The sequence below is a fragment of the Arthrobacter sp. Soil763 genome, from assembly GCF_001428365.1.
GTDB lineage: Bacteria > Actinomycetota > Actinomycetes > Actinomycetales > Micrococcaceae > Arthrobacter.
Window position 1 is genome coordinate 101,736 of sequence record NZ_LMSH01000004.1, and the last position, 22,991, is coordinate 124,726.

Genomic DNA, 22,991 nt, shown 5'->3' on the forward strand with positions numbered 1-22,991 from the left:
TCCCATCAGCGGGCAAACCGCCGGCTGATCGGGGAGGCCAGTACATGGAGCGGAACTTCGCACCGGATGTATGGGAGGCCGCGTCCGGCCTCCGGGCCGAGCCGCCTCACCACTAACATTTCCGGGCCGGCGGCCCGGGGCTGGAGTCGATGTGGCTATTTCTGCAGCACTGCCCGGTGTCCCTTCCGACCAGGGCACCCACGCTACCTCTCGCGCCACGCGGGACACCTCACAGACCGGCACGGCGCCGTTGGACGCCGCGGCCGGTCCTGCTGTTTCCGGGGCAGGAACAGCGGAGGAAACCGCCCGAAGCTACGTCATCGACACCTCCGTGCTGCTCTCGGACCCGCGCGCACTGCTGCGCTTCGCCGAGCACGAGGTCATCCTGCCGATCGTGGTCATTACCGAACTCGAGGCCAAACGGCACGACCCGGAACTGGGCTACTTCGCCCGCAAGGCGCTGCGGCTGCTCGACGACCTCCGCGTGGAGCACGGCGGCCTGGACCGGCCCATCCCGCTCGGCCACCACGGCGGCACCCTGATGGTGGAAATGAACCACATCTCCGCCGAGGTGCTGCCGGCGGGGTTCCGCGGCGGCGACAACGACAGCCGGATCCTCGCCGTGGCCAAGAACCTAGCCAACGAGGGCCGGGATGTCACCGTGGTCTCCAAGGACCTTCCGATGCGGGTCAAGGCCTCCGCCATGGGGCTGCTGGCCGACGAATACCGCAACGAGCTGGTCAAGGATTCCGGCTGGACCGGCCTCGCCGAGCTCGACGCCGGCGAGGAGGACGTGGCCGCGCTGTACGGCCACGAGGCGGTCTTCATTCCCGCCGCCGCGGAACTGCCGGCCAACACCGGGCTGGTGCTGCTCTCCGGCCGGGGTTCCGCCCTGGGCAGGGTAGGCGCCGACAAGCAGGTCCGCCTGGTCAAGGGCGACCGCGATGTCTTTGGCCTGCACGGCCGGTCGGCGGAGCAGCGGCTCGCGATCGACCTGCTGATGGACCCGTCCGTCGGGATCGTGTCCTTGGGCGGCCGGGCCGGGACCGGCAAATCCGCGCTGGCGCTGTGCGCCGGGCTCGAAGCCGTCCTGGAGCGCCGGGAGCACCGCAAGGTGGTGGTCTTCCGCCCGCTTTACGCCGTCGGCGGCCAGGAGCTCGGCTACCTGCCCGGTTCCGAGTCGGAGAAGATGAACCCCTGGGCCCAGGCCGTCTTCGACACCCTCGGCGCGCTGGTCAGCCAGGAGGTCGTGGAGGAAGTCATGGACCGGGGCATGCTTGAGGTGCTGCCGCTGACCCACATCCGCGGCCGGTCCCTGCACGACGCGTTCGTGATCGTGGACGAGGCGCAGTCGCTGGAGAAGAACGTCCTGCTCACGGTGATGAGCCGGATCGGCCAGAACTCCAAGATCGTCCTCACCCACGACGTCGCCCAGCGGGACAACCTCCGGGTCGGGCGGCACGACGGCGTTGCCGCCGTCGTCGAAACCCTCAAGGGCCACCCGCTCTTCGGCCACATCACCCTCACCCGCTCCGAGCGCTCGCCGATCGCGGCGCTCGTGACGGAGATGCTCGAGGGGGCGGAGATCTAAGCCCGGATGCCCAGGTACTTCGCGGTGGGTTCGTGGCCCTGGACTTTGAGGGTCCAGTCGGGGCGGTTGAAACCGGCAGGGGTGAGCCGGACTCTTTGGGAGTCCTGCACCGTGCCGCCCCAGTTGGCCCGGGTGACGCCGTTCAGGTCGTAGCCGAGGGACCGGGAGACGCCCAGGGACTGCCGGTTCCAGGCCGCCGCCTCGGACTCGGCCACCTCGGCGCCGAGCCAGTCGAACGCGTACAGGGCGACGGCGGCGCGCATCTCCTTGCCCAGCCCGCGGCCCTGCACGCGCCGGGTGAGCCAGGAGCCGGTGCTGACGGTCTTCAGGGTGGCGAAGTCCTTCGCCGCGATGTCCTGGCAGCCGACGAACTCGCCGCCGTGCCAGATGCCGAGCAGCAGGGTCCAGTCCTCCGGCGACATGGTGCCCCGGCAGCGCCAGTACCACTGCGCCATGTTCGGGCCGAGCTCCTCGGCCGGGGCCTCGGCCCAGGGCTGGCTGAACGGGTTCCGGCCGGGTTCGTGCACGCCGTCCAGGGCCGCCTGCACCGCCGCCGGGATGTCCTCATCCCGGATCGGCCGCAGCGTCAGCCGGGGCGTCTCCAGGCTCAGGGCGAATGGGGGCCAGTACGATCCGGGCGCGGTCATCCCGGAAGCCTAACGGCGCCGGGCGTGCGGGCGCCAGTCACGTCCCACGGCGCCGGAAGCGGCGCACTCGGGTCGGAATCCAGTAGCATCCGAGGGTGATCGATCGTCTCGGCGAACTCGGGGGAGCCGCCCCGCCGGCCTTCTGGCTGGTGCTGCTGGCGTGCGCCTACTTCGCGGTCATGGCCGCTCGGCTGAGCATCATCGACATCAGGCACCACCTGTTGCCCAACCGGATCATCTTCCCGTCCTACGCCGTCGCCGGAGTGCTGCTGCTCGGCGCCGCCGGGCTCAGGGCGCTGGCTCCGGCCGGCGGCGAGGGCAGCGCCGCGCTGTTCGGGATCCCGGGGCTCCGCATCGTGGCCGGCGGCGCGGCCCTGTGGCTGTTCTACTTCCTGCTGCGCGCCGCCTACCCGCCGGGGATGGGATTCGGTGACGTCAAGCTCGCCGGGGTGCTGGGCATGTACCTCGGGTTCCTCGGCTGGGGGCACGTCTTTGCCGGCACGTTCGCCGCTTTCCTGTTCGGCGGACTCTGGAGCCTTGCCCTGCTGGTCTCGCGGCGCGGAACGCTCAAGTCCGACATCCCGTTCGGACCGTTCATGCTCGCCGGCACTACCGCTGCGATGCTGCTGCTGCCCGCGGGTTAGGCTGGCGGGATGGCCACCCCGGACTTCATCCTGAAACTGCGCGAGAAAATCGGCCACGAGAGCCTGTGGATCCCCGGCGCCCGCGCCGTGGTGTTCGATGACGCCGGCCGGGTCCTGCTGGGCCAGCGGGCCGACAACGGCCAGTGGGGGCTGATCACCGGAATCCTCGAACCGGGTGAGGAGCCGGCGCCCGGCCTGCTGCGGGAGGTGTTGGAGGAAACCGGTGTGGTGGCCGTCGCCGAGAGGCTGGTCTCGGTGGACGCTGTGGGACCCACCGTCTACCCCAACGGGGACGTCTGCCACTTCCTCACCCTGGTGTTCCGCTGCCGCTACGTCTCCGGGGAGGCCCGGGTCAACGACGACGAATCGCTCGCCGTGGGCTGGTTCCGGCCCGGGGAGTTTCCGGCGCTGATGCCGGGCCACCTCGAATCGATCGAGCAGGCCCGGAACCCCGACGGCGCTGCGCACTTCCGGAGCTGACAGCCCCTCCCGGCGGGACCGGGACGCGGCGCCCGGAAAGCCCCGCGGGGACCGGAACACCCGGTGGCACCGGGGCGCGGGGATTAGTGTCGGTGCTCCGCGTTAGCCTGCGGTCATCCAGCCTGAGCGCTGGCTGACAGTGGTCCGGAGCCATCCGGACCGGAAACGGGGAAGCATGACAGATTCAGCGCTGACGCACGTGTATGTCCTCCTGGACCGCTCCGGCTCCATGAGCTCCATCGCCGACGACACCGTCGGCGGTTTCGCCGCTTTCGTCCGGGAGCAGCAGGCGGTTGCCGGCCGCTGCCGGCTGTCGCTGGCCCAGTTCGACGATGTCTATGAGCGGGTCTACGCTGCGGTGGACATCGCCGAGGTCCCGCCGCTGCGGTTGCAGCCCCGCGGCAGCACGGCCCTGCACGACGCGATGGTCCGGCTGATCGGCGAGGCCGGCGCGGAACTGGCGGCGCTGCCGGAGGAGGAGCGGCCCGGCACGGTGTTGGTGGCGGTGCTCACCGACGGGCACGAAAACGCCTCCCGGGAGGCCAGCGGTGCCGCGGTCAAGGCCCTCGTGGAGCGCCAGCAGAGCCAGTGGGGCTGGCAGTTCACCTATCTGGGCGCGAACCAGGACGCCGTCCTGACCGCAGGCGGCCTCGGCATCCGGGCCGAGGACGCGCTGACCTACGCTGCCGGCAACGTGGACGCCGCCTTCTCCGGCCAGTCCGCGAAGACCCGCCGGCTGCGCGAGGCCCGGCTCGCCGGAGCCAGCCTGGACGAGGCGGCAGCGTACTCGGCCTACACCCCGGAGGAGCGCCGGGCCGCCGGCGGGGCGCAGTAGCCCACTGCGGCCAGTGCCGGGGAGCGGGCGCCGGAACAGCCGCCGGCCCGCTGCCACTGCCGCGACCAACGACGGCGGCCGGCGCCTTCCGCTGGAAGGTGCCGGCCGCCGTCGGACGCCGCTGACGGTGCCCTCCGCTGGGAGGGCACCGGGTTGTAACTAGGCCTTGTGCGGCGGACGCGTCATGGACATGACGTCCAGCGCGGTGTCCAGCTGCTCTTCGGTCAGTTCGCCGCGCTCGAGGAAGCCCATGGCCACGACGGTCTCACGAATGGTCAGGCCCTCCGCGACGGCCTTCTTGGCGATCTTGGCGGCGTTCTCGTAGCCGATGAACTTGTTCAGCGGCGTGACGATCGAGGGGGAGGCCTCGGCGAGGAAGCGGGCGCGCTCGACGTTGGCGGTGATCCCGTCAATCATCTTGTCGGCCATGACGCGGCTGGTGTTGGCCAGCAGCCGCACCGACTCCAGCAGGTTGGCCGCCATGACCGGGATGCCGACGTTGAGTTCGAAGGCGCCGTTCGTGCCGGACCAGGCGATGGCGGTGTCGTTGCCGATGACCTGGGCGCAGACCATGATGGAGGCCTCGCAGATGACCGGGTTGACCTTGCCGGGCATGATCGAGGAGCCGGGCTGGAGGTCCGGGATGGCGAGTTCGCCGAGACCGGTGTTGGGGCCGGACCCCATCCAGCGCAGGTCGTTGTTGATCTTCATGAAGGAGATTGCGATGTTGCGCAGCTGGCTGGAAGCCTCGATCAGGCCGTCGCGGTTGGCCTGGGCCTCGAAGTGGTCGCGGGCCTCGGTCAGCGGCAGGCCGGTGTCCGCGGCGAGCAGTTCGATCACACGCTCCGGGAAGCCGGCGGGGGTGTTGATGCCGGTGCCGACGGCGGTGCCGCCGAGCGGGACCTCGGCGACGCGGGGGAGGGAGGCGTTGATGCGTTCGATCCCGTACCGGACCTGCGCCGCGTAGCCGCCGAACTCCTGGCCGAGCGTGACCGGGGTGGCGTCCATCAGGTGGGTGCGGCCGGACTTCACGACGTCCTTGAACTCGGCGGCCTTGCGCTCCAGCGACTCGGCGAGGTAGCCCAGCGCGGGGATCAGGTCGTTGATCAGGGCCGACGTGGCCGCAACGTGCACGGAGGTCGGGAACACGTCGTTGGAGGACTGCGAGGCGTTGACGTGGTCGTTGGGGTGGACGACCTTGTCGCTGCCGGCGGCCTTCAGCGCCCGGGAGGCGAGTTCGGCGAGGACCTCGTTGGTGTTCATGTTCGAGGAGGTACCGGAACCGGTCTGGAACACGTCGATCGGGAAGTCGCCGTCGTACTTGCCGGCGGCCACTTCGTCGGCGGCGTCGGCGATCGCCTGGGCCAGCTCGCCGTCGAGCACCCCCAGCTCCGCGTTGGCCTGCGCCGCGGCCTTCTTCACGCGGGCGAGGGCTTCGATGTGGGCGCGCTCGAGGGTCTTGCCGGAGATCGGGAAGTTCTCGACCGCGCGCTGCGTCTGGGCGCGGTAGAGGGCGTTCACGGGGACGCGGACTTCGCCCATCGTGTCGTGTTCAATCCGGAATTCTTCAGAGTTCAAGTCTGCTGTGGAAGTCATGGGGCTAGCTTATTGGCCCGGGGCGTTCCACCGAAAACCGTGAACCGGGGTCCCGGCCGGGCTAGAGCTCGCCGATGCCCGACACCAGGTCCGCGCGGCCCTCCGCCAGCCGGTAGGCGAGCCCGATCACTGCGGTCTGGCCACTTGCGACGGCGTCGGAGATCACCCGGGAGCTGTCCACGAGGCGCTGCGAGGTCTGCTTGACGTTCTCGACGACCATGTCGTTGACGTCCGGCTGCTCGTTGCGCAGCGACGTCAGCACGGCGGGGGTGATGCGCTCGACCAGGCTGCGGATGAAGCCTGCGGGCATCTGGCCGGTCTCCACCGCCTCCTTGGTGGCGATGACCGCGCCGCAGCTGTCGTGGCCCAGGACGACGATCAGCGGCACGCCGAGGACGCCGATGCTGTACTCGAGCGAGCCGAGCACCGCGTCGTCGATCACCTGCCCGGCGGTGCGGACGACGAAGGCGTCCCCGAGGCCGAGGTCGAAGATGATCTCGGCGGCGAGGCGGGAATCGGCGCAGCCGAAGATGACGGCAAAGGGGTTCTGGGTCTCCACCAGCGAGGACCGCCGCGAGGCGTCCTGGTTGGGGTGGGAGGATTCACCGGCGACGAAGCGTTCGTTGCCTTCGCGCAGTCGGCGCCAGGCCAGGGCGGGAGTCAGCGTAGTAGTCACCCTGCTTACTTTACGGCGCCGTCGTGGCCTTCGGGGAACTTGTTGCCGCCGGATTACGTTCCAGCGACGCCACCACGGCCGCGGCCAGGACGGAGAACTCCTCCAGGGAGGCGGGGCCGGTCAGGACCACCGTGGTTCCGCGGTAGTCCAGCACCATGGACTTCTCGCCCTTTCCGGTATCCCGGAGCTCCCACTCGCGTCCGCCCGCGGCCCGCGTGCCGGTTACCGGCGCGTTGCCGGTCTGCTGCAGCAGCCACGTGGGGTTCGCCTGCCGGGTCTGCACCAGGCCGATGAAGGAGTCCTTGGGTGTCAGGTAGCCGACCTCCCAGGTGGCCACCCCGCTGCTGGAACCGGACTCCCAGCGGGCGTAATTGGGCCGGAATGTGTCGCCCGTGTCCGGGGCGGCCGGTGTGAATCCCGCCACACCAGCTGCGTTCCGGGCGACGGCGGTGACGTTGACGTCGGGCCGGTAGCCGCCGGTGTCCGGCGTCGGGTTCATGAGGAGCACCGGCAGGAACGCCGCGATGCTGACCATCAGGGCGATGATCATGCCGATCACCGAGGCGTTGGCCCGCTTCGCCGCGGCGGCGCGGATGACGGGCTTGACGGGCGGCTGGTCGGCTGGCTGCTGTGCCGCGGGACCCGCGCTGCCGGGCGGCGGTCCAGGGGTTCCGGGCGGGGTGTCCTGCAATTCGTTCACCCTTCTATAGTCGCCCATTCCGGGCCGATCTCACATTCGGCCGGGGACCGCCGGCGGGGGACAGTCCGGGTCACGGAACGGTCATGCCATGACCGATGGAGGCCGCCGCGACTATGATCGGAAACAGACGAATCACCGCGGCCGCCGCAGACCGGGGGCCGCGGGTTCAATGATCGCCACTCGAAGAAGAGGTTCACGTGTCACCAGCGTCCATGACCCAGAAGTACTCCACGCTTTCCCCGTCGCTCGCCGTCGGCATTGATGAGCCCGACCGCAACCTTGCCCTGGAACTGGTCCGCGTCACCGAGGCCGCGGCCATCGCCGGCGGCCACTGGGTCGGTTTCGGCGACAAGAACAAGGCCGACGGCGCCGCTGTCGACGCCATGCGCTCCTTCCTCCAGACCGTCCACTTCAACGGCGTCGTGGTCATCGGTGAAGGCGAGAAGGACGAAGCGCCCATGCTGTTCAACGGCGAGCGGGTGGGTGACGGCACCGGACCCGAGGTCGACGTCGCCGTCGACCCGATCGACGGGACGCGGCTGACCGCCCTCGGCATCAACAACGCCCTCGCCGTGCTGGCCGTCGCCGAGCGCGGCTCCATGTTCGACCCCTCCGCGGTGTTCTACATGGAAAAGCTCGTCACCGGCCCGGAAGCCGCCGACATGGTGGACCTGCGCCTGCCGGTCAAGCAGAACCTGCACCTGATCGCCAAGGCCAAGGGCGTCAAGGTCAACCAGCTCAACGTGATGATCCTGGACCGCGACCGGCACCGCCCGCTGGTCGAGGAAATCCGGGAGGCCGGTGCCCGCACCAAGTTCATCATGGACGGCGACGTCGCCGGCGCCATCGCGGCGGCCCGTGCAGGGACCGGCGTCGACGCCCTGATGGGCATCGGCGGGACCCCGGAAGGCATCGTCGCGGCCTGCGCGATCAAGTCCCTGGGCGGCGTCATCCAGGGCCGCCTCTGGCCCACGAGCGATGAGGAAAAGCAGAAGGCGATCGACGCCGGCCACGACTTGGACCGGGTGCTCTCCACCAACGACCTGGTCTCCAGCGACAACTGCTACTTCGCCGCCACCGGCATCACCGACGGCGACCTGCTCAGGGGTGTGCGCTACTCCAAGGACAAGGTCCTGACCCAGTCGATCGTGATGCGCTCGAAGTCCGGCACCATCCGCTTCGTCGACGGCGAGCACCAGGCCAGCAAGTGGGAAGGCTACGCCCGCCCGAGCTAGCCCTCACACCGCGCGAACGTACACTTGAGGCCCCGAATCCGCATGGTTCGGGGCCTCAAGTGTCCGTTCGCGGGGCCCGGGACGGCCTGAGGCAGCCCGAACTTTCTCGACGACAAAAGGCCTGTCGCCGTCGAGGTCCTCCTTGAAGACCCGGATTTCCTTCCACCCCAGCGCTTCGGTGACCGCCCGACGCCGTTCATCCGCCGTCTGCTGGCTCGGGTCGGCATGATGTGCGCCGTCGTATTGCAGCGCGACGCGCCGGTCCGGGTAGGCGGCGTCGGGCCAGACGAGGGCGCGGCCCCAGGTGTCGCGGAGGATGCGGTTGAGCTCCGGCTCGCCCAACCCGGCGCGGCAGAGGATCAGCCGCATTTTTGTTTCCTGCGGCGAGTCCGCGCCAACCCGGATGTCCGGCAGCGCGGCCCGGGCGGTGCGAACCCCGCGCATGCCCGGATGCGCGGCCACGATCCGCTGAAGGTCACCCAGGGTGGCCAGGGGTTTGCGGGGAACCGGGAATTCCGGTCCGTGCGCGACCACGATCGAGTCACCGGCGGCCACGAGCTCGTCCATGGACAGCAGGGCGGCGAGGTCCAGCCAGGTCCGTGCCGGGGAAGTCACCCGCAGCCCTCCCACATCGACCACTTCGCCCGGAAGGAACGTGAGCCGGTGGCCGACGACGTTCCGCCGCCGGGGCTTGCTGCCGTCACGACGCCGGGCCACGTGAACCCGCCAGTCCTCCTGGAGCCACCCCGGCAGGCCCACATTCCAGAAGGCTCCGCCGGAGTGGTGGGTGATGACCGAAGCTTCGTCGAGGTCTGAATAGGCGTGCAGGCTGGCGGCCGGGCCGCCGTCCCCGGCCGCCAGCGTCGCGGGGACCCTGATCCCGCGGGAGGGCACGTAGATATCGGGCCGTCGAAGCCGTTTGCGGGATACGCCGGCCAGATCAGCAGCCTGGGCGGTGAAGGATCCTGTGAGCAGCTCCGGCGGCAGCGGACGTCTGGACATGCTTCAGTCTGCTCCGGCGCGGGGTCACCAAAGCGGTTATCCACAGGTCCGGCCCGTTCAGCCGCGCGAACGTACACTTGGCGCCCTAAATCCACTCCACGCGAGGGCGCGAAGTGTACGTTCGCGCTCTGTGGAGGGCGCGAAGTGTACGTTCGCGCTATTTGCGGAGCTTGGAGCGCAGGGCTTTCAGCAGTTGGACGGCCTTGCGGGCGGACTGGTAGGCGCCGTAGCGGAGCTTCTTGACCGGAAGGTCCCACGTGCCCGGGTAGGCCACCTCGCGGCCGCCGAAGGATTTCTTGAACGCCGTGAAGCCGGCCCATTTGTGGTCCGGCTGGTCCGCCGGGGCCACGCCCCAGAGGTCGACGTGCGCCAGGCCCTTTTCTTTGGCGTCGGCCATCAGGGTCACCAGCAGCGGGATGCCGGCGCTGAGCTTGCGGTGCGTGTCGTCGAGGGCGGCGTGGGCGTAGGTGCGGGTGTCCGCGGAGTCGTATGCCAGGGCCGCGGCGATCGGCGTGCCCTCCAGTTCGGCGATAAACAGGGTCGCCGCGCCGGCCGGCATCAGCGACTTCGCCACCTGGGCCAGGTACTCGTCGCTCTGGGGCTTGAAGCCGTTGCGTGCCGCGGTCTGGTGCAGGAACTCCAGCAGCACCGGGATCTCGGCGGGGTCCTGGCTGGACCGGAAGCTCACGCCCTTCTTGTGGATGTTGCGGTACAGGTTCCGGTTGACCGGCTTCATGTCCGCCAGCACATCCTTGAAGTCCCGGTCCAGGTCCACGATCCAGCTCAGTTCCGGCTGCAGGTTCGCCGGCGCGGGCCGCAGGCCGCGGCTGCCGAGTACGGTGCCGGCCTCGGCGGCGGTAAATCCGGCGCTGACCGGCTCCAGCCGGATAAACACCGCCCCGCAGGACCGGGCCAACGACGTCAGGGACGCCAGTGCGGCGTCGAAGGCGGCAACCGACTCGGCGAGCGGGCCGTACGGGACGTACAGCAGCTTGCCGGCCGGGTTGCTCTCCTCAACGGCCAGGTAGCGCCAGCCCTCGCCGGCCTGCTCGTGCACGGTGCGGCCGAGGGCGCGCTGGACGTCGGCCCAGTGCGGGCCCTGCAGGAAATGATCCACGGTTCAGCCTTTCAATCCGGTGGTGACGGCAAACGCCACGGCGGGCCCGGCCGCGTCGGCGACGGGGTGGACGTTGACGGGGGCCTCGGCCGCCGGCAGGAAGGCAGAGGCCCCGCGCTGCAGCTGCAGGTCGCCCTTGGGAGAGTCCAGCAGCACCGCGCCGGAGACGACGATGATGACGGCGGCGCCGGACTGGGCCAGCGGCACGGGATCGCCGCCGGGCAGCAGTTCCACGCGCTGGAGCTGGAATTCCTTGAACGGCGGCCGGTAGAGCTCCTGGCCCAGCAGGGTGGTCTCGGCTTCGAGCGACGGCACGCCGACGGCCTCGAACGCGATCGTCTTCAGCAGTTCCGGCACGTCGACGAATTTCGGGGTCAGGCCGCCGCGGAGCACGTTGTCCGAGGAGGCCATCACCTCGATACCCAGGCCGTGCAGGTAGGCGTGCACGTTACCGGCCGGCAGGTACACGGCCTCGCCGGGCGCCAGCGAGATCCGGTTCAGTAGCAGCGAAATCAGCACGCCGGGGTCCCCGGGGTACTCCCGGCCCAGCTCGACGACGGTGGCCAGGGCCGCCGCCGGCTCTCCGGAGCCCGGTTCCCCGGAGGCCAGCGCCGCGACGACGGCGTCCGTGGCGGCGGCCACCTCGGGGCCGCCGGCGATCAGCCGCTCGAAGGCGGCGCGCAGGGCCGCGGGCTCCCCGGGCGTGGCGAGGTCCGCCGCCAGCTGCCGGAGCAACTCCGGGACCTCGAGTCCGGCCAGCTCCAGGACCCCCACCAGATGCCCGACCACGGCGAGGGATTCTGCCGCCGGCCGGAAACCGCAGAGCGCCTCGAAGGGCGTCAGGGCGAAGATCATTTCGGGCTTGTGGTTGTCGTCCTTGTAGTTCCGCTCCGCGGCGGCCCGGTCGACGCCGGCAGCCTCCTCCCGGGCGAAGCCGGCCCGGGCCTGCTCCAGCGTCGGGTGGACCTGCAGCGAGAGCGGGTGCTCGGCGGCCAGGACCTTGAGCAGGAAGGGCAGCCGCGGACCGAATTCGGCCACGCTGTCGCCGCCGAGGTGGTGGGCCGGGTCCCCGGCGATCAGCTCGTCCAGCGCCAGCTGTCCGCCGTCGTCGTGGGCGAGCGAGGGGGAGTCCGGGTGGGCGCCGATCCACAGCTCCGCCTCCGGGCCGCCGGACGCCGGACGGCCGAGCAGCCCGGCGATCGCGGTGGACGAGCCCCAGGCGTAAGGCCGGAGGACGTTCTCAAGTTCGTACACGGAATACCTATCTGCTCAGGGGAAAACGGCGGTGGGCCGGCCGGCGGGACGGGGTTCCGGCGCTACAGCGGGGCGCACTGGCCGTTGGTGGCCACGAGGTTGCGGATGGACTGTTCGTCACCGTTGCGCTTGAAGTCGTTGAGCATCTTTTCCGTGATCGGTTCGCCCTCGGGCGTGGTGGTCACGGGTGTGAAGTCCGCCGACGGCGACGGCGCGGGCTGCGTTGCGGGCAGCGCGCCGGGCGCACCTGCCGCGGACAGCGGCCCAGGCGCAGCGGCCGTCCCGCGGAGCGGGTCGCCGGCGGCACCCGCCGTGGGGGCGGGGGCCAGCAGCTTGTCCACGGCCTGGTGGATCTTCGCGAAGTCCGGCACGGTCGAGAAGGACGCGTCGAAATCCGGCGGCCCGATCGTGAGCCGGCTGACCGGCTGGGACTTGGACTTCATCGCAAGGTCCACGAAGCTGCCGAGCTGGCTGGAGGAGACGTTGGAGTCCACCACCTTGGTGCCGGCCTTGACGATGTCTTCGAACTTCGAGAGCAGCGTCGCCGGGTCCAGCTGCTTGAGCATGGCCTGCTGGACGCACTGCTGGCGGGCGATCCGGGCGTAGTCGTCGACGAATTCCCGCGAGCGGCCGTACCAGAGCGCGTGGTAGCCGTCGAGCTTGTTCTCGCCGGCCGGAATCCAGCCCAGCGGCATGCCGTGGATGCCGTTGGCCTCATCCACCGTTTCGCCGCTGATCGGGACCCAGCCGCCGGCCTTGATCCGGATGCCGCCCATCGCGTCGATGAGCTTCGCGAAGCCGTCCATGTCCACCAGCACGTAGGCCTGGACCTTGATGCCGAGGGTGCCGGAGACCGCCTCCAGCGTCGCCTGCGCCCCGGGGTCCTCGACGCCGGGGTAGAGGTCCTGGTACTTGTTCGTGACCTCGGTGTTGATGGCGTTGATGAGGCATTCGTTGCCGCAGTCGTAGCCGTCCGGGTAGATCTTCCGCATCGGGGATCCCTCGCTGAACTGGGCGTTCTGGAGGTTGCGGGGGATGGAGATGATGGCGGACTTGCCGGTCTTGGCGTCGACGCTGATCACCGAGAGGCTGTCCGGACGGCGTCCGGTGCGGTCCGAGCCGGCGTCGCCGCCCATCATCAGGAAGTTGTACCGGCCTTCGGAGGGCTCCATGGCCGGGCCGTTGGAGAAAATGGTGCCGATCGCTGCCCGGCCGACGTTCAGCAGGTAGGCCGCGTAGCCCAGGCTGCCGCTGCTGAGCAGCATGGCCAGGACCAGGGCGGCGACGACGGCGGCGCGCACCCGGGGGGCCAGCAGCACCGGGCGGATCAGCCGCAGGGTGTTCAGGAACAGCGCCGCCCAGCCGAGCGCGAGCACCGCCAGCACGATCACGAGCAGCAAAGCGGTGACGGGGTTGGCGACCAGGTTGATCAGCGTCGGGCGGGAGACCAGGAGCAGGACCAGGGCTGCAGCCCCGAGCAGCCAGGCGGTGAGGGTGATGCGGAGCGCGAAGCGGCCCAGCCGCCGGTTGCCTGCAACGACCTGGGCGCTGCCGGGGACCAGCAGGGTCAGGGCGATCAGCAGGAACGCGCGGCGGGCGAGGGTGCCCGGTCCGGCGCCGGCGGGGTGGCGGACCGGGTCCGTCAGGGAACCTTGCCGCGGCGTGTCCCGGGCAGTGGCAAGACTTTTGCTCATGAGGGCTTCCCTACCGGCCGCTCCGCGGCGCGCTGTTGTCCTCGGAGAAGACGTCGGCCACCTTGCTGCGCAGGCTGGCCCCCTTGCGGGTGGCGGTCTCGTTGAGCTCCCGGGCGAAATCCAACAGGTCGGACTGCAGCTGCCGGGCGAGCGCGTCCGTGCCCGAGGCCAGCATCCGGACCGCCAGCAGGCCGGCGTTGCGGGCGCCGCCGATCGAGACCGTGGCGACCGGCACGCCGGCGGGCATCTGGACGATCGAGAGCAGGGAATCCATCCCGTCCAGGGTCTTCAGCGGCACGGGCACGCCGATCACCGGCAGGGGAGTGACGGAGGCGAGCATGCCGGGCAGGTGCGCGGCGCCGCCGGCGCCGGCGATGATCACGCGCAACCCGCGTTCGTGCGCGGTCTGCCCGTAGCGGATCATCTCGGCGGGCATCCGGTGGGCGGAGACGACGTCGGCCTCGAAGGGGATGCCGAACTCGGAAAGTGCCTCGGCGGCGGCTTCCATGACGGGCCAGTCGGAGTCCGATCCCATGACCAGCCCGACGATCGGGGCCTCGCGGCCGGAGGGGGCCGCCGCTGCGGCGTCGGGGGCTTCGGTGCGGTTCACGCGTTCTCCTCGGAGGTTCCGGCGGTACCGGCCTGCGGCCGCCCGTCCCGGATGATGTTGGCGACGGCGCCTGCCCGCTGGCGGACGGCGTCGACGTCGGCGGTGGAGCTGCCGACCAGGTTGACGTGGCCGATCTTGCGGCCCGGCCGGACGGCCTTGCCGTAGCAGTGGACCTTGGCCGCGGGTTCGGCGGCGAGGGCGGCGGGGTAGGCGGAATACAGGTTCTGGTTCGCGCCGCCCAGGAAGTTCTTCATGACCACGACCGGTCCCAGCAGGTCGGTGGCGCCTAGCGGCAGGTTCAGGATGGCGCGCAGGTGCTGCTCGAACTGGCTGGTGACTGACCCGTCCTGGGTCCAGTGGCCGGTGTTGTGCGGCCGCATGGCGAGTTCGTTGATCAGGAAGCCGGCGCCGGTGCCGGGGGTTTCGAACATCTCCACCGCCATGACCCCGGTCACGCCGAGCTCGTTGGCGATCCGGATGGCGGCGTCCTCGGCCGCGGCGGCCACCTCCACCGGAATGTCCAGGGCGGGGGCAATGACTTCGTCGCAGACGCCGTCGACCTGGATGGTGTGCACCACCGGCCAGGCACGGGTTTCACCGTCCGGGGTGCGGGCCACCATGGCGGAGAGCTCCCGGCTGAAGTCCACCTTGGCCTCGGCCAGCAGGGGGGACATGGCCTCGAACCAGTCCGCGGCGGCGGCCGCCTCGTCGGCGGAGCCGACGATCCGCACGCCCTTGCCGTCGTAGCCGCCGCGGGGGGTCTTCAGCACGACCGGCCAGCCGGTGTCGTCCCCGAACGCGACCAGGTCCGCAAGGCTGTGCACGGCGGCCCAGCGCGGGTTCGGCAGCTCCAGCCGGTCGACGGCGGCGCGCATCACCAGCTTGTCCTGGGCGTTGACGAGCGCGTCGGGGCCCGGGTGGACGTTGACGCCGGCGTCGATCAGCGCCCGCAGATGCCCGGTGGGCACATGCTCGTGGTCGAAGGTCAGCACGTCGAGGCCCCGGGAGAACTCCAGCAGGTGGTCGAGGTCGGTGTAGTCGCCGACCGGGGCGTTCGCGACGGCGGCGACCGCCGAAACGTCCGGGCCCTCGGCGAGGACGCGCAGTTCGAAGCCGAGGGCGGTCGCGGCAGGGGCCATCATGCGGGCGAGTTGGCCGCCGCCAACCACGCCGATTACAGGAAAAGTCACATCTCCCAGCCTACCGAACACCTCGGCGGAACCGGCCCGCGCGCGCCCGGCCGCCGACACGGCCGGCAAAAACCGGGGCATTCCGGGTCCCGGGAAGCCCGCTGGCGGGCGCCGGCACAGGGAACGGCGCTAAAATGGGCCGTCGGCCGCCTGGCCGCCGGATTCTATGGGCCTCGGAGGGTCATGACTAACTCACTAGCAGATCGTGCGCGCGGACTCGTTTCGCTCTTTTGGCGCGAAGTGGCCAAGTTCGGCGCCGTCGGCGGTGTCGCCTTCGTCATAGACAACGGGCTGACGTATTACCTGATGCACGGGCCCATGTCCGACAGCGAGGCCAAGGCCCGCTTTGTCGGGGCCACGGTCGCGACGATCTTCTCCTGGATCGCCAACCGCTTCTGGACCTTCCGGCACCGCCGCCAGGAGAACGTGTTGCGCGAGTTCGCCATGTTCGTCCTGATCAACGGCATCGGCATCGGCATCTCCACCGGCCTGACCGCCCTCGCCAAGTACGGCATGGGCATCACGGACAAGAACATGCTCTTCCTGGCCGGCGTCGTGGGCATCCTGGTGGCCACCGTCGTGCGCTTCTTCGCCTACCGGTTCCTGGTCTTCAATAAGGAACTCGACGACGAGCCGGAGTTCTCCCACGACCACGAGATCATCGAACGCCACCCGCACGGCCAGGAGCCGCTCGGTGTTCCGGGCCAGCGCGGCCGGGACGCGGACACCCCCGGTTCCACAGACCCCAGCTGACCCGCCGCGGCACGCGTCGCGCGCGACGCTGCTCAGCCGGCGTTGATCCGCTCGTCGGCAAGCAGCCGCTCGGTCACCGCAACCTCAGGGTGCACCAGCACCACTGAACCGTCCCGCCGCCACGCTCCGAGCGCCTGGGCGAGCACGGGACCGACGCCGTCCGCTGCCCGGAGCAGCACCCGTTCGGGCTCGTCCGTGCCGATCTGCCCAGCTTGTCCGGTCGCGGCAAAGTCCGTCAGCAGCGCCCCGTGGGCGTACGCCGTCCCATCGGCCCCGCGCACTGCGGGGCGGTCCGCCTCCGGTTCGACGAAGGGCATAAAGAAGTCACCGTGGGAGCGCACCTCCGCGGCGTAGTCCACGACGCCGGAGGGCAGGTCGCCGGGCCACCGCATGGCCAGCCCGCCGAGGGCCACGGCCAGGACGGCGTCGGAGCGGGCAGCGGCGGCCGCCGGTGCCGGATCCGCCGTGGCGAGCAGTTCCGCCTCGCCGCCGTCGAGCACCACTTCCATCCCCACCTGCCAGGCGCCGAGGGCGAGCACTACCGTTTTCCAGTGCGCCGGAAGGTCCAGGGACAGTCGCGTGCCCGGTTCGGCATCGAGTTCGTCCTGCAACAGGTTGCTGGTCTTGGCCACCCAGTTATCCAGCACCCGGCCGGAAAGCTCGACCCGTTCGGCGTCGGGGCCGTACCAGGTCAGCCGCGGCGCGGTGGACCGGCCCGAACGCAGGGCGGACATCAGTTCAAGGGCCGGGATACTCATGACCTCATCTTGCCACGACGGCTATGCCGCGGCTCCGGCGCCTGTGACGTTCGTCACCGCCGGACGCCGGCCGCGGGTGGCTGGCGCGGCGGCGCCGGATGCCCGGTGGAGGAAAAAGGCCGAAAACGCAGGAAAATCCCAGCGGAGACGCATCGTTCGCTCAAGAAAGTGCTCAGCAGGCTGTCTTTTACGGCGCGCGGCCGCGGCAGTGTCCGGAAAAAACCGGGCGTGGCGTGCCCGGAAAATCCGCCGGCCGCTGATTATTATCTCCGCTGCGGCTTGACTCCCGGAGACTTACACGCGTGTAATTAGGTATCGAAAGCCAATGCGCAAAAGCCGGCACACAACCGAGTGTCCGAGGGTCAGGCAAAGGCTGCCAAATCAGAGAGGGAACGCCAATGGGGCTTGCAGAGCGTATCCATGAAGATGAAGTCGTCGCCGGCCAGGCGACGGCAAAGTACCGGTCACGCGGGGTGCCCAGCGACTGGTACGTGGACCCGGCCGATCCGGACGCCGCGCAGCGGTACAACGAACACACCCAGGACTCGCTGCAGGACCAGGCCACGGCCTTCCTCGCAGCCCATGAGGCACTTCTGGCCGGGGACGCGGAGCCGGACAACGACCCGCTTGACCCGCCCATGGAACTGCAGACGCTGCACGCCGGAACCACCGCCCAGCCGGTGTGGATCGGACTGCCGCTCCGACAGGACTTCGATGACGAAGGCGAACTCGGGTGGCAGACGGACGCGCTGTGCGCGCAGACGGACCCCGAGGCCTTCTTCCCCGAAAAGGGCGGCTCCACCCGCGACGCCAAGAAGGTCTGCGGCGCCTGCAACGTCCGTTCGCAGTGCCTGGAATACGCCCTGGCTAACGATGAGCGCTTCGGTATCTGGGGCGGACTCTCCGAGCGGGAGCGCCGCCGGCTTAGGAAGCGGGCAGTCTAATTCTTCATGAAGTACGGGTCACCGCCGTCGTGGTAGCCCACGACGGCGGTGACTTTCTTCCCCGGACCCTCGCGGCCCTGGCCGCGCAGACGCGCCCGGCCGACGCCGCGATCGGCGTCGACACCGGATCCCGCGACCACTCCCTGGCGCTGCTCGGACAAGCGCTGGGGGCAGCCAACGTCACCGCCGTCGACCCGGGCCGCAGCGGCCTGGGCGGCGCGGTCCAGGCCGGCCTCGCGGCCCTCGAGCCCCGACCGGCCGGGTCCCCCGGCTCCGAATGGATCTGGCTGCTGCACGATGACGCCGCTCCGGCGCCGGAGGCCCTCGCCGAACTGCTGCACGCCGTGGAGCGGGCCCCGTCGGTCACCGTGGCGGGCTGCAAACAGCTCGACTGGCACGCGGAACGCCGGCTGATCGACGTCGGTCTGTCCACCAGCCGCTGGGCCGAGCGGCTCTCCCTGATCGAGGCCGACGAACTCGACCAGGGCCAGTACGACGGGCGCAGCGACACCTTCGCGGTGAACTCGGCCGGCATGCTGGTCCGCCGCGACGTCTGGGAGGACCTGCGCGGCTTCGACCCCGCCCTGCCGGGGACCGGGGACGACGTCGACTTCTGCTGGCGCAACCGCTTGGCCGGACACCGTGTGGTCGTGGTACCGAGCGCCCGCATGTTCCACGTCGCCCACCGCCCGCACGGCGCGGGCACCGCCAAGGCCGCCCGCAAGGCCCAGGTCCACCTGCGGCTCAAGCACGCCGCGGCCTGGAAAGTCCCGCTGCACGCGGCCGGCGCCCTCCTGGGCAGCCTCTTCAAACTTGTCCTCAGCATCGCGGTGAAGGATCCCGGCCACGGGTTCTCCCAGCTGCTGGCCACCCTCGGCGCCCTGGCCCGGCCGGCCGCGGTGATCCGGGGCCGGCGCAACGCCGCGCGCACCCGCCGGATCCGGCGGTCCGTGATTAAGGGCCTGCAAACGCCCCGGCGGGAAGTCTGGGCGCACCGGCGGTCGCTGATCGAAGCCTTCGGTTCGGACGAAGCGGAGGACTCCGGCCACGATCCGCTGGCCGAACAGCCCACCGGCGATGCCGCCGACGACTTCTCGGCACTGCGTACTCCCGAGCGGGGCTGGGCCGGCAACGGCGCCCTGCTGGCCGTGCTGCTGGCCACGGCCGCGTCCGTCCTGGGCCTGCTGGGCCTGTTCCGGGCCGACGCCGTCACCGGCGGGGCCTTGATCCCGGTCTCGGCCCGGCTGGGCGACATCTGGGACCACGCCTCCGGCTGGTGGATCGCCCTGGGGGCCGGGCTGCCGGGGCACGGAGACCCGTTCGACTACCTGCTCTGGGTGCTCGGCGTGCTCGGCGCGGGCAACGCCAGCGGAGCCGTAGCCTGGCTGTTGCTCCTGGCCATGCCGCTGTCCGCCCTCGGTGCGTGGTTCGCCGCCGGTGCCCTGACCCGCCGCCGCCGGCTGCGGCTCGCGGCGGCACTGGTCTGGGCCGGGGCACCCGCCCTCCAGGTGGCCCTGAACCAGGGCCGGCTCGGCGCCCTCATCGCCCACATGCTGCTGCCCCTGCTCGTCCTGGCCCTGCTGCGCGCCACCGGGTCCGTTCCGGGCCGCGGGCTTTTCGCCATGCCGGCGCCGGGGGACCGCAGGTTCACGGAGAAGCCTCCGATCAAGCCCGGCATCAACGGCACCCCGTCCTGGACGGCCGCTGCCGCGGCTGGCCTGGCCCTGGCCGCGGTGACTGCGGCAGCCCCGTCCCTGCTGGTGCCGGCCGTCATCATCGTGGTGCTGTGCGCCGTCCTGCTCGGGCGCCGCGGGCGCACGCTGTGGTGGACGCTGCTGCCCGCCCTGGCCATGTTCCTCCCGCTCGCGCTCTCGGTCCTGGACCGTCCCCGGGCGCTGCTGGCCGACCCGGGCCTGCCCCTGGGCTTTGACGCCGCACCCCTCTGGCAACAAGCCCTCGGCCAGCCGCTGCGCTTCGACGCCGGCGCCGGGCTGGCCGGACTTCCGGCGTTCGGACCCGGTGCTGTCCCGTGGGCCCTGCTCCTGGCCCTGCTGCTCGGCCTGCCGGTCCTGCTCCTTGCCATCACGGCGCTCTTCCTTCCGGGCCGGCCCGCCGCCGGCCCCGGGCCCCGACTGGCCCGCTGCCTCTGGGCCGGCGCCCTGCTGATGCTGGCCGGCGGCTGGCTCGCCGGGCACGTCGCCACCGGCGCCAGCGGCGACGTCCTGGTCACCCCCTTCAGCGGCCCTGCGGTCTCCACGGCGGCTTTCGCGCTCCTGGGCGCTGCCCTGATCGGTGCCCAGGCCCTGCTCGACGCGGCCGACGCTCCAGATACCCCGGCCCCGGGCCGCCGCATCCTGGTCCGGCGCCTGGTGATCCGCGGCACAGCGGCCACGGCGACTGTCCTGCTGATCGCAGGCCCGCTCACCGGCCTCGCCGCGTGGGCCGCCCACAACCTGCTGCAGTCCGGCCCGGACCCGACGGCCACGGCTGCGGCCACCCCGGCTGGCGGGATCGCCGGTGCGGACGCCGGCGCCGCGGAGGCCGGCACCGGCACAGACCCGGCGCGCGCCGCCTCCCTCGGGGTGCCGCGGCTGGTGCAGGGCGGCCGCGCCCGGACCCTGCCGGCCACGGCCGTCGACCGGGGTGAAGGCACGGAACAGACCCGCACCCTCGTCATCTCCACCCGGGAAAACGGGACCTTCGCCGCCGCCCTCATGCGCGGCGCCGGCACCCGGCTCGACTCCCTGTCCGCCGTCGCCTCCGCCCGCCAGATCCTGGGCGGTCCCGGCGAAGAGACAGTCCGCGACGACGATGCCGTGACGGCTGCCCTGCGCGGCGCGGTCGCGACGATCGTGGCGGCCGACGGCGTCGATCCCCGGCAGCGGCTTGAACAGCTCGGCGCCGGCTTCGTGGTCCTGGAAGCCGCCGACGACGCCGCCGAACTGCTGGCCAGCCGCATGGACGCCGTGCCCGGCCTCGTGGCTGTCGGCCGAACCGAGTCCGGCTGGCTCTGGCGGATCACCCCGCTGAACGAGGCGGCCGCCGAGGCCGCGGACGTCGCACACCGGGTCCGGATCGTCGACGCGGCCGGGAAGTCCGTGGGCTTGCTGCCTTCCGGGCCGGTCAGCGCCGACGCGCCGGTGCCCGACGGCCCGGAAGGCCGCCTGGTGGTCCTCGCCGACCGCGCGGACCCGAACTGGAGCGCCTGGCTGGACGGCCGGCGGCTCACCGCCACCACCTCCGACTGGGCCCAGGCGTTCACCCTGCCCACCCACGGCGGCCAGCTCAGCATCCGCTACGACACCCCGTGGGCTCCCTGGACCGGCATCGCGCAGGCCGTCGTGATCGGCCTGACCGTGCTGCTGGCCATTCCGATGCCCGCCCGCCGCCGCAACGCCGGCTTCTCCAGGGACGAAGTCTCCCTGCGTAAGGATCACCAACATGCGTGAGGACCACCGCGACGACGACGCCGGGCAGCCGGGCGCAGACGCCCCGGCCGGCCAGGCAACAGGCCCGGCCCGGCAACCGGACGACACGGCCGCGCAGCCCGGTTCCACTCCGGCGCAACCCGACACCGCCCCGGTCCGCGGCCGGGCAGGCAGGCCGGGCCCGGCGCCCCGGACCCCGGCCGCGCGCCGGCTGCGGTCCGCGGCCGCGGCCGTGGGCGGCCTCGCCGCCGCCGCCGTGCTGGTCGCCGCCGGCGGGGGACTGATCGCCGCGGACCGGCTCGCCCCCCAGGGGCCGGGCAGCCGGCAGCTCCAGGCGCCGTTGACCGCGGTGCCGGCCGGCAGCAGCGTCGGCATCTGCCCCGGACCGGCCCGGTTGCTCCAGGGAACCCCGGTGGGCACCGATCCGCAGTTCAGCCCCGAATCGGCCACCGCCCGGAGCGCCGTGACCGCCGTCGTCCTCAGCTCCGGCAACGGCACGCTGCCCGGCAGCCGGCTGGCCGCGCTCGGCGGACGCACCCTGGCGGAACTGGCCAAGCCCGTGCCGCCGGCCAGCGCCCCCGCGCCGTCGGCCACTGTCGCCGGCCCGGCCGCGTCGGCGCCCGTCCCGACGGCCGCCGTCGAACCCCAACGCGGGGTCCAGTCCGCCACCGTGCTCAGCGCTGATGCGCTGGCAAACCAGCAGCCCTCCGCCGCCGGACTGCTCAGCTATACCGCTGCCGACGGCGACCTCCGCGGCGCCGCCGCGGCCGCCTGCCAGCGGCCCTCCAACGACCAGTGGCTGGTGGGCGCGAACACCGCCCTTGGCCGGACCGCGGTGCTGCACCTCAGCAACGCCTCCGGCACCCCCGCCACCGTCAGCCTCGACCTGTTCGGCGCCAAGGGCACCATCCAGGCCCCCGGAAGCCGCGGGCTGCTGGTGGCGCCCGGAAAGACCCGGTCCATCATCCTGGCCGGTCTCGCCCCCGGACAGGACCGGCTGAGCGTGCGGGTGCGCAGCACAGGCGGGCCGGTCTCGGCCATCATCCAGCAGAGCGTGCTCCGCGGGCTGACCCCCGGAGGCGTCGACTTCATCGCCCCCGGCGCGGCCCCCGCCGCGCGGCAGGTCATCTCCGGCATCGATATCCAGAACCCGGCCGCCGTGCGGGCCCTCGGCGGGAAGACCGGCTTCGCCGACGCGACGCCCGGGCTGCAGATCACCGTGCCGGGCGCCGCGGACGCCGTCGTGGAAGTCAAGTTGTTTGGCCGGGACGGGCAAAAGCCGCTGCCCGGCGGCGGCGTCGTCACCGCCAAGGCCGGGGCGGTCACGGAGATCCCGCTCGCGGGGGTGCCCGCGGGCCACTACACCGTCTCCGCCACCTCGGATGTCTCCTTCGCCGCCGCCGCCCGGATTACCCGCGGCCTGGACGCCGGGGAAGCCGCGGATTTCGCCTGGGCGCCGTCCTCGGGCAGGCTCGGCAGCCAGCACGTCGTGCCGATGCCGCAGAAGGGGGAGCGGTTCCTGGTCTTCGGCGCGCCGGAGGGCCGGGCCAGAATCAGTTACACGCCGATCACCGCGGACGGCAAGGTCCGGGCCGCCGCCACCGCGGACATTGCCGGCGGAACCACCGCGTCCGTCCGGGTCCCGGACGACGTCGGAGGCTCACCCGTGGCGGGCTACCTCGTCTCCGCCTCGGGGGACGCCGCCTACGGCGCGGTGCTGCTGCAGCAGGAGGGGCGCGCGGACATCGCGAGCGTCGCCGTCACGCCCGGCGCCGCCGGGAGTCAGGAAGTACCGGTCTCGCTCGGCTACTAGGCCCGCCCGCCGGCGCGCCCTGCC

20 protein-coding genes are annotated in these 22,991 nt (G+C 71.5%); 9 read left to right on the forward strand and 11 right to left on the reverse strand.

Annotated elements, in window-relative coordinates; all coding sequences use genetic code 11:
• Window positions 1-151 precede the first annotated feature (151 nt).
• Window positions 152-1,591, forward strand: a complete 1,440-nt coding sequence (locus tag ASG71_RS13575) for a PhoH family protein (RefSeq protein WP_056740187.1) — start codon at window positions 152-154, stop codon at window positions 1,589-1,591.
• Here ASG71_RS13575 and ASG71_RS13580 read toward each other — a convergent pair.
• Complete coding sequence (locus ASG71_RS13580) at window positions 1,588-2,238, reverse strand: GNAT family N-acetyltransferase (RefSeq protein WP_056740189.1); 651 nt, start codon at window positions 2,236-2,238, stop codon at window positions 1,588-1,590. The two genes, ASG71_RS13575 and ASG71_RS13580, sit on opposite strands and share 4 nt — an antisense overlap.
• A gap of 95 nt (window positions 2,239-2,333) precedes the next feature.
• Between ASG71_RS13580 and ASG71_RS13585 the strand changes: the two genes are divergently transcribed.
• From ASG71_RS13585 to ASG71_RS13595, 3 genes are all read left to right on the forward strand, one after another.
• Window positions 2,334-2,882: a prepilin peptidase gene (locus ASG71_RS13585; RefSeq protein ID WP_056740191.1), complete on the forward strand. Its 549-nt coding sequence runs from the start codon at window positions 2,334-2,336 to the stop codon at window positions 2,880-2,882.
• A gap of 9 nt (window positions 2,883-2,891) precedes the next feature.
• Window positions 2,892-3,362 carry an NUDIX hydrolase gene (locus ASG71_RS13590; protein ID WP_056740194.1) on the forward strand — a complete coding sequence of 157 codons (471 nt, stop codon included), beginning with the start codon at window positions 2,892-2,894 and terminating at the stop codon, window positions 3,360-3,362.
• Window positions 3,363-3,537: 175 nt separating this feature from the next.
• Window positions 3,538-4,197, forward strand: coding sequence for a vWA domain-containing protein (locus tag ASG71_RS13595; protein ID WP_056740196.1), 660 nt, complete (start codon window positions 3,538-3,540; stop codon window positions 4,195-4,197).
• Window positions 4,198-4,356: 159 nt separating this feature from the next.
• Here ASG71_RS13595 and ASG71_RS13600 read toward each other — a convergent pair whose 3' ends face one another.
• The 3 genes from ASG71_RS13600 to ASG71_RS13610 all read right to left on the reverse strand — a co-directional run bounded on the left by ASG71_RS13600 (window position 4,357) and on the right by ASG71_RS13610 (window position 7,187).
• On the reverse strand, window positions 4,357-5,793 hold the full coding sequence (locus ASG71_RS13600) for a class II fumarate hydratase (protein WP_056740198.1): 1,437 nt from the start codon (window positions 5,791-5,793) through the stop codon (window positions 4,357-4,359).
• Between the two features lie 61 nt (window positions 5,794-5,854).
• On the reverse strand, window positions 5,855-6,469 hold the full coding sequence (locus tag ASG71_RS13605) for a carbonic anhydrase (protein WP_056740200.1): 615 nt from the start codon (window positions 6,467-6,469) through the stop codon (window positions 5,855-5,857).
• A gap of 10 nt (window positions 6,470-6,479) precedes the next feature.
• On the reverse strand, window positions 6,480-7,187 hold the full coding sequence (locus tag ASG71_RS13610) for a DUF4245 domain-containing protein (RefSeq protein ID WP_056740203.1): 708 nt from the start codon (window positions 7,185-7,187) through the stop codon (window positions 6,480-6,482).
• A gap of 194 nt (window positions 7,188-7,381) precedes the next feature.
• Between ASG71_RS13610 and glpX the strand changes: the two genes are divergently transcribed.
• Window positions 7,382-8,404: a class II fructose-bisphosphatase gene (gene glpX / locus ASG71_RS13615; protein ID WP_200948010.1), complete on the forward strand. Its 1,023-nt coding sequence runs from the start codon at window positions 7,382-7,384 to the stop codon at window positions 8,402-8,404.
• Between the two features lie 3 nt (window positions 8,405-8,407).
• Here glpX and ASG71_RS13620 read toward each other — a convergent pair whose 3' ends face one another.
• From ASG71_RS13620 to ASG71_RS13645, 6 genes are all read right to left on the reverse strand, one after another.
• On the reverse strand, window positions 8,408-9,406 hold the full coding sequence (locus tag ASG71_RS13620) for an endonuclease domain-containing protein (protein WP_200948000.1): 999 nt from the start codon (window positions 9,404-9,406) through the stop codon (window positions 8,408-8,410).
• 157 nt (window positions 9,407-9,563) lie between these two features.
• A complete protein-coding gene (locus ASG71_RS13625) occupies window positions 9,564-10,523 on the reverse strand; it encodes a lipid II:glycine glycyltransferase FemX (RefSeq protein ID WP_056740206.1) in 960 nt (319 codons plus the stop codon).
• Window positions 10,524-10,526: 3 nt separating this feature from the next.
• A complete protein-coding gene (gene manA, locus ASG71_RS13630) occupies window positions 10,527-11,777 on the reverse strand; it encodes a mannose-6-phosphate isomerase, class I (protein ID WP_056740208.1) in 1,251 nt (416 codons plus the stop codon).
• A 62-nt stretch (window positions 11,778-11,839) separates the two neighbouring features.
• Window positions 11,840-13,471 (reverse strand): LCP family protein, encoded by a 1,632-nt coding sequence (locus ASG71_RS13635; protein WP_056740210.1) that lies wholly within the window; start codon window positions 13,469-13,471, stop codon window positions 11,840-11,842.
• Window positions 13,472-13,481: 10 nt separating this feature from the next.
• Window positions 13,482-14,006, reverse strand: a complete 525-nt coding sequence (purE, locus tag ASG71_RS13640) for a 5-(carboxyamino)imidazole ribonucleotide mutase (protein ID WP_056740758.1) — start codon at window positions 14,004-14,006, stop codon at window positions 13,482-13,484.
• Window positions 14,007-14,077: 71 nt separating this feature from the next.
• On the reverse strand, window positions 14,078-15,223 hold the full coding sequence (locus ASG71_RS13645; RefSeq protein WP_056740760.1) for a 5-(carboxyamino)imidazole ribonucleotide synthase: 1,146 nt from the start codon (window positions 15,221-15,223) through the stop codon (window positions 14,078-14,080).
• A 231-nt stretch (window positions 15,224-15,454) separates the two neighbouring features.
• Between ASG71_RS13645 and ASG71_RS13650 the strand changes: the two genes are divergently transcribed.
• Window positions 15,455-16,024, forward strand: a complete 570-nt coding sequence (locus tag ASG71_RS13650; RefSeq protein WP_056740213.1) for a GtrA family protein — start codon at window positions 15,455-15,457, stop codon at window positions 16,022-16,024.
• 32 nt (window positions 16,025-16,056) lie between these two features.
• Here ASG71_RS13650 and ASG71_RS13655 read toward each other — a convergent pair whose 3' ends face one another.
• A complete protein-coding gene (locus tag ASG71_RS13655) occupies window positions 16,057-16,782 on the reverse strand; it encodes a TIGR03089 family protein (RefSeq protein ID WP_056740215.1) in 726 nt (241 codons plus the stop codon).
• Window positions 16,783-17,180: 398 nt separating this feature from the next.
• On the opposite strand from ASG71_RS13655, the gene ASG71_RS17010 reads away from it, so the two are divergent.
• The 3 genes from ASG71_RS17010 to ASG71_RS13670 are packed head-to-tail and all read left to right on the forward strand — an operon-like array spanning window position 17,181 to window position 22,967.
• A complete protein-coding gene (locus ASG71_RS17010; protein WP_082575178.1) occupies window positions 17,181-17,726 on the forward strand; it encodes a WhiB family transcriptional regulator in 546 nt (181 codons plus the stop codon).
• 29 nt (window positions 17,727-17,755) lie between these two features.
• Window positions 17,756-21,175 carry a glycosyltransferase family 2 protein gene (locus ASG71_RS13665; RefSeq protein ID WP_056740217.1) on the forward strand — a complete coding sequence of 1,140 codons (3,420 nt, stop codon included), beginning with the start codon at window positions 17,756-17,758 and terminating at the stop codon, window positions 21,173-21,175.
• Entirely contained in the window at window positions 21,168-22,967 is a 1,800-nt protein-coding gene (locus ASG71_RS13670) for a DUF5719 family protein (protein WP_056740219.1), read from the forward strand. The genes ASG71_RS13665 and ASG71_RS13670 overlap by 8 nt, the downstream gene beginning before the upstream one ends.
• The last annotated feature ends 24 nt before the right edge of the window (window positions 22,968-22,991 follow it).

Excerpts from the sequence above, each read along its gene's own strand:
- ASG71_RS13655 (WP_056740215.1), bottom strand. The coding sequence starts at position 16,782 with ATGAGTATCCCGGCCCTTGAACTGATGTCCGCCCTGCGTTCGGGCCGG.
- ASG71_RS13635 (WP_056740210.1), bottom strand. The coding sequence starts at position 13,471 with ATGAGCAAAAGTCTTGCCACTGCCCGGGACACGCCGCGGCAAGGTTCC.
- ASG71_RS13645 (WP_056740760.1), bottom strand. The coding sequence starts at position 15,223 with ATGATGGCCCCTGCCGCGACCGCCCTCGGCTTCGAACTGCGCGTCCTC.
- ASG71_RS13580 (WP_056740189.1), bottom strand. The coding sequence starts at position 2,238 with ATGACCGCGCCCGGATCGTACTGGCCCCCATTCGCCCTGAGCCTGGAG.
- ASG71_RS13620 (WP_200948000.1), bottom strand. The coding sequence starts at position 9,406 with ATGTCCAGACGTCCGCTGCCGCCGGAGCTGCTCACAGGATCCTTCACC.
- glpX (WP_200948010.1), top strand. The coding sequence starts at position 7,382 with ATGACCCAGAAGTACTCCACGCTTTCCCCGTCGCTCGCCGTCGGCATT.
- ASG71_RS13590 (WP_056740194.1), top strand. The coding sequence starts at position 2,892 with ATGGCCACCCCGGACTTCATCCTGAAACTGCGCGAGAAAATCGGCCAC.
- ASG71_RS13600 (WP_056740198.1), bottom strand. The coding sequence starts at position 5,793 with ATGACTTCCACAGCAGACTTGAACTCTGAAGAATTCCGGATTGAACAC.
- ASG71_RS13610 (WP_056740203.1), bottom strand. The coding sequence starts at position 7,187 with ATGGGCGACTATAGAAGGGTGAACGAATTGCAGGACACCCCGCCCGGA.
- ASG71_RS13650 (WP_056740213.1), top strand. The coding sequence starts at position 15,455 with ATGACTAACTCACTAGCAGATCGTGCGCGCGGACTCGTTTCGCTCTTT.
- ASG71_RS13595 (WP_056740196.1), top strand. The coding sequence starts at position 3,538 with ATGACAGATTCAGCGCTGACGCACGTGTATGTCCTCCTGGACCGCTCC.
- ASG71_RS17010 (WP_082575178.1), top strand. The coding sequence starts at position 17,181 with ATGGGGCTTGCAGAGCGTATCCATGAAGATGAAGTCGTCGCCGGCCAG.
- ASG71_RS13670 (WP_056740219.1), top strand. The coding sequence starts at position 21,168 with ATGCGTGAGGACCACCGCGACGACGACGCCGGGCAGCCGGGCGCAGAC.
- purE (WP_056740758.1), bottom strand. The coding sequence starts at position 14,006 with ATGGGATCGGACTCCGACTGGCCCGTCATGGAAGCCGCCGCCGAGGCA.